Origin of the sequence: Caulobacter sp. LjRoot300 (assembly GCF_964253875.1) — a bacterium.
GTDB lineage: Bacteria > Pseudomonadota > Alphaproteobacteria > Caulobacterales > Caulobacteraceae > Caulobacter.
The window spans coordinates 115,286-127,467 of the sequence record NZ_CAXUSA020000003.1 but is presented as its reverse complement, the minus strand read 5'-3'; the positions used below and the strand labels follow the sequence as shown (position 1 = coordinate 127,467).

Below are 12,182 nucleotides of genomic sequence, written 5' to 3'. Positions count from 1 at the left end.
TCCTTGTGTCAGTCGCCCGGAGTCGAGACAGTTCTAGCCTGGGACAGCGGAGACGCAAGGTCGGCCCTCGAAATCCATTGTTGTCCTCGCGCTAAGGCCCATGCCGATCATCCGGACAGGTTCGTGGTTTGCGGAAAATCCGTAGGCAAGGCCTCACCTGGCCGACGCGGCGTCCTCGATCAGCGCGGCGACCTTGTCGGGGTGGGAGACCATCAGCGCATGGGAGCCGCCCTCGACCGCGACGGTTTTGCGTGCGTGGGCCCGTTCGGCCATGAACCGCTGGGTTTCGGCGGGGATGTTGCGGTCGGCCGAACCGTAGATCACGTATGACGGAAGCCGCTTCCAGGTCGGCGCGGTCGCCATGTCGGCAAGCGCGCGTCCCGTCACCGGACGCTGGGTCGCGGCCATGAGGGCGGCCTTGGCGGCCGGCACGTCGGCGGCGAACTGGGCCTGGAACTTGGCGGGCTGGATGTAGAAGTCCTCGTCGCCGTCGGGCAGCGCCACCGGCGCCAGGGCGGCTGCGAGGGTGGCGCCCGGGAACTTGCCGGACAGCGAGAGCGCCGATTCCCCGGCCTCGGGCAGGAAGCCGGCGACATAGACCAGCGCCTCGACGTTGCCATTGCCGTTCGCCGCCTCGGTGATCACCTCGCCGCCGTAGGAATGGCCCACCAGGATGACCGGCCCGGGGATCGACTTGACGAGCGCCGACACCGTCGCGGCGTCCGAACCCAGGGCGCGCAGGGGATTGGCGGCGGCCACCACCCGGTAGCCGTTCCGGTTCAGCCGCGACACCACCTCGTTCCAGCCCGAGGAATCGGCGAAGGCGCCGTGGACGAGGACGATCGTCGGCTTTTCGCCTTGCGGCGCGGCTTGCGCCGCCGCCGCGCCTGACAGGGCGAGGACGGCGGCGAACGACAGGGCTTGGAAGGGCTTGCGCATCGATGTCTCCGTGGCGGCCGGGGCGGCCTTGCGCGAAGGATGCGTCGCCGGGCGGGCCCGCGCCTATCTCGCGAAAGGGCCTGCCCGCCCCCTCCCAAGGTTTAGGACGACCGCGCCGCGGGCGCGGGACCGATGGTGCTAGAGCAGAGTCATGCCGCCATCGACCTTGAGGTTGACGCCGGTAATGAAGCTGCTGGCGTCCGAGGCCAGGAAGAGCGCTGCCTGGGCCAGTTCGTCGGGACGACCCAGACGGCCCAGCGGAATACCGGCCGCGACGGCGGTTTCGAACGCTTCGCGCTCGGACGGCGGGACGCCGAGCTTGTCCAGTATCGCGGTGTCGGTCGGGCCCGGGCTCAGGATGTTCACCCGGATCCCGCGGGTCTTGAACTCCAGCGCCCAGCTGCGCGCGAAGCCTCCCAGGGCCGCCTTCGAACCGGCATAGACCGCGTGTCCGTCCAGGGCCTTGTCGCTGGCGATCGAGCTGGTCAGGATGACCGAACCGCCGTCGCGCAGAAGCGGCTGGATCTTCTGGACGCCGAAGAACACCGCCCGCGTGTTGATCGCGAACTGAGCGTCGTATTCGGCCTCGGAAACGTCCGGCGACGGCGTGATCGTGTTGACGCCGGCGTTGGCCATGTAGATATCCAGGCCGCCGAAACGCGACCGCACGAGCTCGGCGATCGCGTCGTGGTGCGAGAGGTCGGCGACATCGCCGACCAGGCCGACGGCCCGGGGACCGATCTGCGCGACCGCCGCGTCGACCACCTCGGCTCTGCGCCCCGTGATGATGACCGAAGCACCTTCGCGCGCGAAGAGCTCGGCCGACGCCAGGCCGATGCCGCTGTTGCCGCCGGTGATCACGGCGACCTTGTCGATGAGGGTGTCCATTTTCGTGCTGCCTCCAAGGGCGTTGCTGTACGGAGCACCCCAGATAGCCTTGACTGGAATTCAAATAAGGTGGGCCAATGGCAAAGCCTTTGTTCCATCATGGATCAGATCGTGGACCCTCTCGACAACGCCGCGGGCTTGGCGGCCTTCATCAACACCGTGGAAGCGGGATCCTTCAGCGCCGCCGCGCGGGCAGCCGGCGCGACCCCCTCCTCGGTCTCCAAAAGCGTCGCGCGGTTGGAGCGCCGGCTCGGCGTCGTCCTGTTCGCGCGCTCGACCCGGACGCTGAACCTGACCCCGGAGGGCGCCGCCTATTTCGAGCGGATCACGCCGCTGCTGCGAGCCCTGGCCGAGGCGCGGGACACCGTCCAGACGGCGGCGGCGGCCGAAGGGCGGCTTCGCGTCTCCCTGCCCACCGATCTGGGTCGCCTGCTGATGGATCCGCTGACGCGGGTCTTCCTTCAGCGACACCCGCGGATCCGCCTGGAGCTGGACATGACCGACCGCCATGTCGATCTCATCCGCGAGGGCTATGACCTGGTCCTACGCGCCGGCAGGGTGGACGACACCGAGCTGGTGGTTCGTGCGGTCGGCGAGGCGCCGCTGGTCCTGGTCGCCTCCCCAGGCCATCTCGATCACTATGGGCGCCCCCAGACCCTCGAAGCGCTTCGCAGCGCGCGCCACGTCCGCTACCGGCTCGGCGGTCGACCTTTCCCGATCACGTTCGCGGATGGCTCGACGCTTTCACCGGAGGGGGTTCTCGATTGCGACGCGGGGTTCGCGTTGAGAGCCGCGGCGGTCAACGGCGTGGGGATCGCTCAGCTGCTGCGCTGGACGGTGGACGATGACCTGCGAGCTGGCCGCCTGGAGATTGTCATGCCCCATGCGCCCCTGCCCACGGCGCCGCTGCAGATCCTCCACGCCTTTGGCCGCTTTCAACCCCTGAGAGCGCGACTGTTCGCCGACTTCGTGGCCGACCAGGTGGCGGCGCTCGGTCGTGCGACCGACGCCCCGAAGGAGGGTTAGTCGACCTAGACCAAAGTACAGTTCCGTTTAGAGGGTCCTCGCCGATACCAACACTGTCGAGCCGTGTTAATCGGACACGACAGGGATGACGAACGTAAGAGTTTTTCCGATTTCATCTTACGGCCGACGAAGCGGCAGACGAGCGTCCCACCTGTCCGGCTCAATAGCACGGCGCTCGCGGTCCAGGACCTCGGCCGCAGGCGCCGTGCACCGACAAGTCGGCCAGTGAGGAGACCCGCCATGACGCCCCCCGACCAAAGCCCTTCGATCACCGTCGCCCGCGAACGTGGTCGCGTCCGCGTGCTGTTCGAAGGCCATGACATCGCCGACAGCGACGACGTGGTGGTGGTGCACGAGGCCGGCCGTCCGCCGGTCCGTTACTTCCCGCGCAAGGACGTGTTCATGGTCTTCCTGAGCCAGACCGACAAGATCACCCGCGACCCCGACAAGGGCGAGGCGCGCTACTTCACGATCTATCGCGACCAGCACCTGGTCGAAAACATCGCCTGGTCCTACGACACGCCCGGCGCCGTCTTCGCCGAGATCGCCGAGATCGCCGGCCGCATCGCCTTCCGTCCCGAACATGTCGAGTTCCAGGTCCACGGACACACGCCGGCCGACTCGGCGATCGAAGACGAGGCCGTCGAGACCGACGATCGCGACCGCGAGCCGGCGACCTGATGCGACACCCACGCCAGAGGAGGACAGGATGAGCCCGGCCCCGATCAAGATCCTGCTGCAGACCACCATCGCTCCGACCACGGACGACTGGTCCATCGCCCGCTTCAGCAAGCTGGGCCAATTACTCGCCGCGCAGGTAACGGCCGACGGCCAGCGACGCTATGAGGTGACCCTGCGCGACCGCGACCCGCTGGGCGCGCCCGACGCGGTGCTCTCGACCCTGGACCACAGCGACTTCGACCAGCTCTGGCTGTTCGCCGTCGACGTCGGCGACGGGCTGACGCGCGAGGACTGCGGCGCGATCTCGCGTTTTCGCCAGGCCGGCGGCGGCCTGATGGTGACGCGCGACCACATGGACCTGGGGTCGTCGATCTGCACGCTCGGCGGCGTCGGCGCGGCGCACTATTTCCACACCCGCAACCCACACCCCGACCCGGCCGAGCACAGGCCCGACGATCCCTACACGACCGCGATCTCGTGGCCGAACTTCCATTCCGGGGCCAATGGCGATTACCAGACGATCACGCCGGTCCTGCCGGTGCATCCGGTGCTGAGCGACCCGGCCGCCCCCGCCGGCGCCATCCGCTACCTGCCCTCCCATCCGCACGAGGGCGGCGTCCGCGCGCCGGAAGGAGCGGACGCCCGCGTCATCGCCACGGGGACCAGCAAGGTCACGGGCCGCCCGTTCAACATCGCCGTGGCCTTCGAGGCCGGGCCGAGCGGCGGACGGGCGATCGCCCAGAGCACGTTCCACCATTTCGCCGACTACAATTGGGACATCCGGTCGGGCAGTCCCAGCTTCGTCGTCGAGCCGCCCGGCGACGGCCTGATCACAACGCCTCAGGCCATGGCCGACACCCAACGTTATGTGCTCAACCTGGCCAGCTGGCTCGGCGCCAAGGCATGGACTGGCCGCGGCTGATCGCCCTTACGGCGAACCGCGCGGAAGCCTTCGATGAGGAACGCCCGCGCTTTTCGCCATGTATCTGTTCGCGCCTGATAGTCTCCAGGCCACAGCGGTAGCGAAGACCCATCAGGGCTAGACCTTTGGATAGGTGTCGCCAGATGGGATTTGAGCCGATGAAAGAGGCTCGGGGCTACACCAGCCGCGCAAGGGCCCGTAACTTGTCCATTGTGCCTCTTTTCGCGGTCGTCGACGACGACAAGGCCATGCGCGAAGCCCTGTCGGAACTGATCGAGGTGTTCGACTTTGCTTGCCTGACCTTCGACGGCGGCGAAAGCTTCATGGCCGCCTACGCGCCGGGACGCTTCGCGGGCCTGGTCACCGACCTCAATCTGGCGGGCGAAAGCGGGCTGCAGCTCCAGCAGCGCATGAAGGCGCTCGACCCCGCCCTGCCCGTCATCATCATTTCGGCTCAGACCGATCCCGCCACCCGGGCCCGCGTCCTGGCGTCGGGCGCGCTGGCCTACCTCACCAAGCCGATCAACGACCAGGTTCTGCTCAGGCATCTCAACGCGGCTTTGGGCAAGGGCGGCGACTCCCAAAGCTGCGAACCCGGCTGAGATCGCGAGTGAGGACCCAGCGATGGAGCTAGCCGACCACGCCTCCGAGAGCGTGATCCTGTACGACCTGGCCGGGTCGATCAGATACTGTAACCCCGCCTCGGCCGAGCTCTACGGATGGAGCCGGGCTGACGCCCTGGACCGCCGCTTCGACAGCCTGCAAGTGGACGGCCCGTCCTGGAAATCGATCTTGGACGCGGGCGGCTGGCGCGGAACGCTTCGCCGACGTGCGGAGCGCGGCGACGAGGTGGCGGCGGCGGTCCGCCTGATCGTGCGCGTCGATGCGTCGGGCCAGGCCACGGACGTCGTCGAGTATGGCGACCGCGACGCCCGCGAGCCGCCGGTCGCGCCTTCAGCGGTTTCGTCCAGCGGACCTCGAAACGACCGAACCGCCTGTTGGCAACTCAGCATCGCCAACCTGCACGCGCTTTTCGATACAGGAACCGCGTCCTGGGGCGAGCGCGAATGGAGCGAGGATCAGTTGGACGCCGTATTGGAGGCGGTTCGGATCCTCGACCTCAATCCGGCGGCGATCCGCCTGTTCGGCCTGCCGATGGACCGCGACCATCTGGTGACCCGGCCCATCGCCGCCCTCTGGCCCGAACAGAGCCGCGCCCTCCTGGCGGAGCTGATCTTCGCCCTGGCGCTGAAGACCGACGACGAGGTCGAGAGGCGCGACATCGGCGCGGCGGGATGGCTGAACGATGTGGTCCTGACCGGTTGGCGCGCGGGCGACCGGCGTTGCCAGGACACCATTTTCGTGACGATCGGCGGCAAGGTGGACGCGGCGAGCGCGCTGCACGAGCTGGAGGCTCGCCAGGACCGCTATCGCAACATGATCTCGACCATGCCCATCCCCATCTGGCAGGTCGACGCCTCCGCGGCGGACAGGCTGCTCACGCGCCTTGTCCCCGACGGCGCGGGCGGTGTGGGGGACGTGCCGGCTTACCTGGCCGATCATCCCGACCTCATTGATCTGGTTCATGAGGTCGTTCTGGTGACGGACGTCAACGAACAGGCGATGGCGCTGATGGGGGCCAAGGATCGATCGCAACTGATCGGGCCGGTCAAATACTTCTTCGCGGCCGCCCCCGACGCGGCCCGTCGCGTGTTCCTGGCCCACTGCGCGGGCGCCACCTCCCACGTCGAGGAAATCAAGATCCCGACCCTGGACGGTCGGCTGCAGGACGTTCTGTACGTCGTGATGTTCCCCGGCGTCGGGCGGCGGTTCGACGAGACGATCGTCGTGATGATCGACAACACCGCGCGGCTCGAGACCGAGACCAAGCTCCGGCGGATCGAAGCCGATTTCGCCCACGCCGCGCGCCTGTCGACCCTTGGCGGACTCACCGCGTCGATCGCCCACGAGGTCAAGCAGCCTCTCTCGGCCATGCTGACCAACGCCGAGACCAGCCTGCGCTGGCTCGCGCGCGACGAACCGAACCTGGCGAAGGTCACCCAGCTCACCGAGCGCATCGCCGAGAGCGCGCGCCGCGCCAGCGACATCATCAACCGGATCCAGGACATGGCCGGCAAGCGCGAGCCGGCCCGTCTGGCGCTCGACCTCAACGACGCCGTCGCCCAGGCGGTCAACTTCGTGCGCCACGACACAGACGAGAAGGACATCACGGTGTCGCTGGACCTGGCCGCCGACCTGCCGCGCATCCTGGGCGATCGCGTCCAACTGCAACAGATCGTGGTCAACCTGCTCGTCAACAGCATCCAGGCGCTGACATCCATCGTCGTGGATCGACCCACGATCCGGATCTCGACCCGGCTGCATGATGGCGGCTCGATCGTCGTGACGTTTCGCGACACTGGACCTGGAATCCCTGACGCCGATCTGGGGCGGGTGTTCGACGGCTTTTTCACCACCAAGTCCGAGGGCATGGGTATCGGTCTGGCGATTTGCCAATCGATCGCCTCCAGCCATGGCGGCGCGATCACAGCCGCCAACCATCCGGACGGCGGAGCGCTGTTCACGATCACGCTGCCGGCCATGTGCGAAGCCCGCGGCGCCTCTTCGTAGAGGCGGGCATAGCCCCGCCATAGCCGGTTCGGCAGCTTCTCCGAACAGGCGGGGGGGACCTATGCTTGGGTAGAGGGCGACCTCGCCCTTTCGTCCAATCGACCATCGGAGCGCCTCACCCTAGCGTTCGCCCCATGGTTCGGCGGGTTCGCGAGAGCCTCCAGGCCGAATTTCCTCCCCGCCTCGCTAGAGAGCCGACCATGAAACTCTACTATGTCACCGGCGCCTGCAGCCTCGCCGATCGGATCGCGTTGGCTGAGGCCGGCATCGCCTGCGACTTCATCCGCGTGGATTTGCACACCCGCACTACCCAGGACGGCGCCAGCTTCGACGCGGTCAACGCCAAGGGCTACGTCCCTGTCCTGGTGCTCGATAGCGGCGAGATGATCACCGAGAACATCGCCATCCTGTCGTGGATCGCCGAGCAGTCGCCGGGCCTGCGTCCGGAGGGTCCGTTGGGCTGGTTCCGCCTGCTCGAGGCCACGGCCTACATCTCGACCGAGATCCACGGCGGGTTCAAACCGTTCTTCCATTCCGGCTCTCCCGACGAGAAGGCCCGCGCCGCCGCGGAGGTCAGCAAGCGCCTGGGCTACCTAGCCGAGAGCATGACCAGCGATTTCCTCCTGGGGCCGAACCTCAGCGTCGCCGACGCCTACCTGTTCGTCATGCTGACCTGGGCGCGCCGCAACGAACTGCAGATCCCGCCCCGCCTGGAGGCCTTCTACCAGCGCATGATTTCGCGCGAGACCGTCCGCACGGCGCTGGCCCAGGAAGGGCTGGAGGCCTTGGCGGCCTGAGGCGCGGGCGGCCAGGAGCCTGCGGGCCGCCCGTCAAACCCCGGACCGGCCGCCACAGCGGGACGGTTCGGGGTCCCTCGTTGAACTGCGGTGGCGCCCTATACGCGAGGATAGCCCGCCCTCGCCCTTTCACCCAATCGACCCACGACCGCTCCCAGTCCTAGCCTTCGATCCTCGGTTCTGGATCAGCTTGAGGTAACGGACATGAAGATCGTGGTGGTTGGCGGCAGCGGCCGGATCGGCGAGAAGCTGGTCTATAATCTTCGCCAGGACGACTACAGGGTTCTCGAAGCCTCGCCGACCTTCGGCGTGAACACCATCACGAAGGCCGGCCTGGAACAAGCGCTAGACGGCGCCAAGGTCGTCGTCGACGTGACCCAGTCGCCGTCCCTGGACGGCTCCGACGCCAGGGCGTTCTTCGAGACCTCTGGCCGCAATCTGCTCGCGGCCGGCCTGGCCGCCGGGGTCCGGCACCACGTCGCCTTGTCGATCGTCGGCACGGATCGACTGCAGGACAGCGGCTACTTCCAGGCCAAGAAGATCCAGGAAGACCTCGTCAGGAGCTCGGGGCTTCCCTTCACGATCCTGCGGTCGACCCAGTTCTTCGAGTTCATCACCGGCGTGGTGCAGAACGGCACGGATCGTGACGTGGTGATCTCGCCCGCCCTGGTCCAGCCGATCGCGGGAGAGGACGTCGCCGAGGCCCTGGCCGACATCGTCCTGAGCCCGCCGCTGAACCGAACCACCGAGGTTGCGGGCCCGGAGCGCCACCATCTGGACGACCTGGCGACCCAGGTCCTCACCGCCTACGAGGACACCCGCCGGGTCACCGCCGACGTCCATGCCCGCTATTTCGGCGCGGAGCTGAACGATCAGTCCCTGCTCCCCGGCGACCAGCCGCGCATCGCCCCGACCCGTTTCTCCGACTGGCTGCGCCAGAGCCTGCAATCGCCGGCGCCGGCGGTCCTTCACCCCAAGCGGAAGGCTTGAATCCCATGAAGATCATAGTCACGGGCGGCACGGGCGTCGTCGGATCAAAGGTCGTCGACATCCTGACGCGCCAGGGCCACCAGGTCACGGCCGCCTCCCAGCGGACGGGCGTCAATGTCATCACCGGCGAGGGCCTTGAGGAGGCGCTTGTCGGCGCCCAGGTCGTCGTCGATGTCGTCAACTCGCCGACCTTTGACGAAGCCACGGCCATGCAGTTCTTCGAGACCTCGAGCCGCAACATCCTGGCGGCGGCGGCGTCCAACGACGTGCGTCATTACGTGGCCCTGTCGATCGTCGGAACGGAACGGCTGGCGGAGAACGGCTACTTCCGCGCCAAGCTGGCGCAGGAGGCTGTGATCAAGGCGTCCAGCGTGCCGTTCACGATCGTCCGTTCCACGCAGTTCTTCGAATTCCTGGACAGCGTGGTCGAGGCGGCTGCTCGCGGCCAGGAAGTCCGCCTGCCGCCGGCCCGCGTCCAGTTCATCGCCGCCCAGGACGCGGCGGGCGCCCTGGCCGACACCGCCGGTCGCACCCCCATGAACGACACCCTCGAGGTCGCCGGTCCGGACCCTTTCCGACTGGACGATCTGGCGCGACGCTATCTGGCCGCGCGCGGCGACGCGCGACGCGTAACGGCCGATCCGCAGGCGCTCTATTTCGGCACGCTCCTCAATGACGAGACCCTGATCGCCGGCGCTGTTCCGCGGTTTGGCCACACCGAATTCGACAGCTGGCTGCGGGAACGGACCGCGGCCGCCCGCTAGCCAACCACCAGGACATCCACGCCATGACCGACGTCGCTCCCACCACCCAGGCCCAGCTGCGCGCGCATTTTCCGGACCTTCCCCAGTCACCCCTGATCAGCCGGGCCTTCGACTACGCCCGCGACCGCTGCCCCGCCTTCCTGTTCAACCACGCCGCCCGCTCGTGGATGTTCGCCGCCAAGCTCGCCACGCTGGAGGATGTCGCGCACGACGCCGAGATCCTGGCCGTATCGACCCTGCTGCATGACCTGGGCTTGACCGAACACGCCGCGGGCCCCAACCGCTTCGAGGTCAACGGCGCCGGCGTCGCGGCGGCCTTCGTGCGCGAACAGGGCTTCGATGACCGGCGCGCGCAGCTGGTCTGGGACAGCATCGCCCTGCACGGGACGCCGTCGATCGGCGTGTTCAAGGAGCCGGAAGTCGCGCTGTGCGCGCGCGGCGTCGGCGCCGACTTCGGGACGCCCGACAACGACCTGCTGGGCGCCTCGGCGATCGCCTTGGCCGTCGCCGCCGCGCCGCGGCTCGACATGAAGCGCAGGTTCACCGCTTGCGTCTGCCACATGGCCGAGACCAAGCCGGAGACCACCTACCCCACCTTCATTCGCGATTTCGGCGAGCGGCTGGTCCCCGGCTACAAGGCTCCATCCTGGGTCGATGTGATCGCCAACGGCCCCTTCAGCGAATAGGCCCCTACAACCGCCCCCGACGGGACAGCCCTAAGCTTGGCGCAAAAATAACTCCGCCCGAGGCCGATCTGGCTTCGGGCGGGGTCTTTGGCGTCCCGAAGGCTAGTCCGCGGCCATGGACTCGTTGAGCCAGTCCTCGAACGTGATTTCGCCAAGGACCGAATCCGGACCAGGCATCAGGGATCGGTCGTCCAGCGCGGCGCCGAAATAGAGCGCCTGGGGGTCGGCGACGACGTCGCGCGGATCCTGCTGGGCGTCCAGATATTGCTCGGCGAACGTGTCGAGGCGGAAGCTCTCCGGGCCGGCCACCTCGATCGTGCCGTTGACCGGCGGGCTCACCACCACCTTGGCCAAGACGGCGGCGACGTCGTCGGCCGCGATCGGCTGGATCGGGACCGGCGGCAGACGAATGGCGTCGCCGGCGGCCGCCGAGTGGACGATGCCGCCGACGAACTGGAAGAACTGCGTCGAGCGCAGGATCGTGTAGGGCGTCGGCGAGGCCTTGATCAAAGCCTCCTGAGCCAGCTTGGCGCGGAAATAACCGCTGGCCTGCAGGCGTTCGGTTCCTACCACTGACAAGGCGACGTGATGCTTGACCCCGGCGACCTGCTCGGCGGCCAGCAGGTTGCGCCCCGCGGTCTGGAAGAACGCCATGGCCGCGTCGTCCTCGAACGACGGCGAATTGGCGACATCGACGACGACGTCGGCGCCGACGAGCGCCTCGGCCAGGCCCTCGCCGGTGAGTGTGTTGACGCCGGTGTTGGGCGCGGCGGCGATCACCTCGTGGCCCAAGCGGGACAGGTTGCTGACGGTCTTGGACCCGATAAGTCCGGTCCCGCCGATGACGACGATCTTCATGTCATATCTCCTCGACTATTGTCGCCGAAGAATAATATGGGCATCGAGAAGAGCGCCACGGATCGACTTTAGTCAAAACGTATGGGGCGAAACACCCGCCGGGTCATCCAGTTATGCGAAAGATGCATCCAGGGCGCCGATAACTATATTTGCGGATCGATTTACGTCCTTTGGCGTAAGGAGAGGCGTACTTCTAGCGATGTTTTCGGTGAAACCTATACTCGCGAGCGACTGGGCTAGGCAGGACGCCACCCGACCTGTCCCGGCGGCCGAGCCGCCCTATGCCCGAGGCCTGGTCCGACGGGCTTCGCGAACGGTGGTCGCCATCCCGGCGAGTTCGGCATCCTCGGGGCTCTTCAACCCCACCGAAGGACCAGACATGACCCCGCGCTTCGCCCCCTTCAAGATCGTCACGGACCTGACCAACGCCCTGCTGGTCGTCGAAAAGGCCCTGGCCGAGACGAGCATCGAACCCAGCCTCGCCGACCTGGTGAAGATCCGCGCCTCGCAGATCAACGGCTGCGCCTTCTGCGTCCACATGCATGTCACCGCCGCCAAGGCCCACGGCGAAACCGACATGCGCCTGTTCCTGCTCGACACCTGGCGGGAGTCGCCGCTGTTCACCGATCGTGAGCGCGCCGCCCTGACCTGGACCGAGTCGCTGACCAAGATCGCCAAGACCGGCGCCCCCGACGCCGACTACGCGCTGGTCAAGAGCCAGTTCACGGAGGTCGAGATCGCGACCCTCTCGGTGATGATCGGCCAGATCAACACCTGGAACCGTCTGCAGGTGGCCGCTCGCGCCGTCCACCCGGTCCAGCCCGCCGTCGCAGCCGCCTAGGCGGCGTCACGAGATCCGAAGCCCGCCGCTTCGGAGATCCGCGGAGACGGCAGTCCTCCCTCCCCCCAGGACGAGACGCCGCTCTCCGTGCGCGCCTGGGCTCGTCGCCCCCGACGAGCCCAGGCGCGGCCGCCGGCCCGCCGACTCTTGAAAGGGACC

At 67.6% G+C, this 12,182-nt stretch carries 13 protein-coding genes; 10 read left to right on the top strand and 3 right to left on the bottom strand.

Annotation, left to right across the window (positions count from 1 at the left end; translation table 11 throughout):
* Positions 1 to 153: 153 nt before the first annotated feature.
* Both ACSQ2G_RS10950 and ACSQ2G_RS10945 read right to left on the bottom strand, forming a co-directional pair.
* Positions 154 to 939 carry an alpha/beta fold hydrolase gene (locus ACSQ2G_RS10950; RefSeq protein ID WP_436030766.1) on the bottom strand — a complete coding sequence of 262 codons (786 nt, stop codon included), beginning with the start codon at positions 937 to 939 and terminating at the stop codon, positions 154 to 156.
* 138 nt (positions 940 to 1,077) lie between these two features.
* Positions 1,078 to 1,827, bottom strand: coding sequence for an SDR family NAD(P)-dependent oxidoreductase (locus ACSQ2G_RS10945; RefSeq protein WP_436030764.1), 750 nt, complete (start codon positions 1,825 to 1,827; stop codon positions 1,078 to 1,080).
* Between the two features lie 69 nt (positions 1,828 to 1,896).
* Here ACSQ2G_RS10945 and ACSQ2G_RS10940 point away from each other — a divergent pair, with 69 nt between their 5' ends.
* From ACSQ2G_RS10940 to ACSQ2G_RS10900, 9 genes are all read left to right on the top strand, one after another.
* A complete protein-coding gene (locus ACSQ2G_RS10940) occupies positions 1,897 to 2,853 on the top strand; it encodes a LysR substrate-binding domain-containing protein (RefSeq protein WP_436030762.1) in 957 nt (318 codons plus the stop codon).
* Between the two features lie 240 nt (positions 2,854 to 3,093).
* Complete coding sequence (locus tag ACSQ2G_RS10935) at positions 3,094 to 3,534, top strand: DUF427 domain-containing protein (RefSeq protein ID WP_436030760.1); 441 nt, start codon at positions 3,094 to 3,096, stop codon at positions 3,532 to 3,534.
* A 28-nt stretch (positions 3,535 to 3,562) separates the two neighbouring features.
* Entirely contained in the window at positions 3,563 to 4,456 is an 894-nt protein-coding gene (locus tag ACSQ2G_RS10930) for a hypothetical protein (RefSeq protein WP_436030758.1), read from the top strand.
* A 143-nt stretch (positions 4,457 to 4,599) separates the two neighbouring features.
* Positions 4,600 to 5,058: a response regulator transcription factor gene (locus tag ACSQ2G_RS10925; RefSeq protein WP_310081584.1), complete on the top strand. Its 459-nt coding sequence runs from the start codon at positions 4,600 to 4,602 to the stop codon at positions 5,056 to 5,058.
* A gap of 22 nt (positions 5,059 to 5,080) precedes the next feature.
* A complete protein-coding gene (locus tag ACSQ2G_RS10920) occupies positions 5,081 to 7,087 on the top strand; it encodes an ATP-binding protein (protein WP_436030756.1) in 2,007 nt (668 codons plus the stop codon).
* 200 nt (positions 7,088 to 7,287) lie between these two features.
* Positions 7,288 to 7,884: a glutathione binding-like protein gene (locus ACSQ2G_RS10915; protein WP_436030754.1), complete on the top strand. Its 597-nt coding sequence runs from the start codon at positions 7,288 to 7,290 to the stop codon at positions 7,882 to 7,884.
* Positions 7,885 to 8,088: 204 nt separating this feature from the next.
* Positions 8,089 to 8,874, top strand: a complete 786-nt coding sequence (locus ACSQ2G_RS10910) for an SDR family oxidoreductase (protein WP_436030753.1) — start codon at positions 8,089 to 8,091, stop codon at positions 8,872 to 8,874.
* 5 nt (positions 8,875 to 8,879) lie between these two features.
* Positions 8,880 to 9,638 carry an SDR family oxidoreductase gene (locus tag ACSQ2G_RS10905; RefSeq protein WP_436030752.1) on the top strand — a complete coding sequence of 253 codons (759 nt, stop codon included), beginning with the start codon at positions 8,880 to 8,882 and terminating at the stop codon, positions 9,636 to 9,638.
* A gap of 23 nt (positions 9,639 to 9,661) precedes the next feature.
* A complete protein-coding gene (locus ACSQ2G_RS10900) occupies positions 9,662 to 10,324 on the top strand; it encodes a hypothetical protein (RefSeq protein WP_436030750.1) in 663 nt (220 codons plus the stop codon).
* Between the two features lie 102 nt (positions 10,325 to 10,426).
* On the opposite strand, the gene ACSQ2G_RS10895 is transcribed toward ACSQ2G_RS10900, so the two are convergent.
* Positions 10,427 to 11,182, bottom strand: coding sequence for an SDR family oxidoreductase (locus tag ACSQ2G_RS10895; protein ID WP_436030748.1), 756 nt, complete (start codon positions 11,180 to 11,182; stop codon positions 10,427 to 10,429).
* Positions 11,183 to 11,561: 379 nt separating this feature from the next.
* Between ACSQ2G_RS10895 and ACSQ2G_RS10890 the strand changes: the two genes are divergently transcribed.
* Entirely contained in the window at positions 11,562 to 12,023 is a 462-nt protein-coding gene (locus tag ACSQ2G_RS10890; RefSeq protein WP_436030746.1) for a carboxymuconolactone decarboxylase family protein, read from the top strand.
* Positions 12,024 to 12,182 lie beyond the last annotated feature (159 nt).

What these genes read in the sequence shown, in the direction of transcription:
- ACSQ2G_RS10890 (WP_436030746.1), top strand. Translation starts at nt 11,562, where the DNA reads ATGACCCCGCGCTTCGCCCCCTTCAAGATCGTCACGGACCTGACCAAC.
- ACSQ2G_RS10935 (WP_436030760.1), top strand. Translation starts at nt 3,094, where the DNA reads ATGACGCCCCCCGACCAAAGCCCTTCGATCACCGTCGCCCGCGAACGT.
- ACSQ2G_RS10950 (WP_436030766.1), bottom strand. Translation starts at nt 939, where the DNA reads ATGCGCAAGCCCTTCCAAGCCCTGTCGTTCGCCGCCGTCCTCGCCCTG.
- ACSQ2G_RS10925 (WP_310081584.1), top strand. Translation starts at nt 4,600, where the DNA reads ATGGGATTTGAGCCGATGAAAGAGGCTCGGGGCTACACCAGCCGCGCA.
- ACSQ2G_RS10945 (WP_436030764.1), bottom strand. Translation starts at nt 1,827, where the DNA reads ATGGACACCCTCATCGACAAGGTCGCCGTGATCACCGGCGGCAACAGC.
- ACSQ2G_RS10920 (WP_436030756.1), top strand. Translation starts at nt 5,081, where the DNA reads ATGGAGCTAGCCGACCACGCCTCCGAGAGCGTGATCCTGTACGACCTG.
- ACSQ2G_RS10915 (WP_436030754.1), top strand. Translation starts at nt 7,288, where the DNA reads ATGAAACTCTACTATGTCACCGGCGCCTGCAGCCTCGCCGATCGGATC.
- ACSQ2G_RS10905 (WP_436030752.1), top strand. Translation starts at nt 8,880, where the DNA reads ATGAAGATCATAGTCACGGGCGGCACGGGCGTCGTCGGATCAAAGGTC.
- ACSQ2G_RS10930 (WP_436030758.1), top strand. Translation starts at nt 3,563, where the DNA reads ATGAGCCCGGCCCCGATCAAGATCCTGCTGCAGACCACCATCGCTCCG.
- ACSQ2G_RS10910 (WP_436030753.1), top strand. Translation starts at nt 8,089, where the DNA reads ATGAAGATCGTGGTGGTTGGCGGCAGCGGCCGGATCGGCGAGAAGCTG.
- ACSQ2G_RS10895 (WP_436030748.1), bottom strand. Translation starts at nt 11,182, where the DNA reads ATGAAGATCGTCGTCATCGGCGGGACCGGACTTATCGGGTCCAAGACC.
- ACSQ2G_RS10900 (WP_436030750.1), top strand. Translation starts at nt 9,662, where the DNA reads ATGACCGACGTCGCTCCCACCACCCAGGCCCAGCTGCGCGCGCATTTT.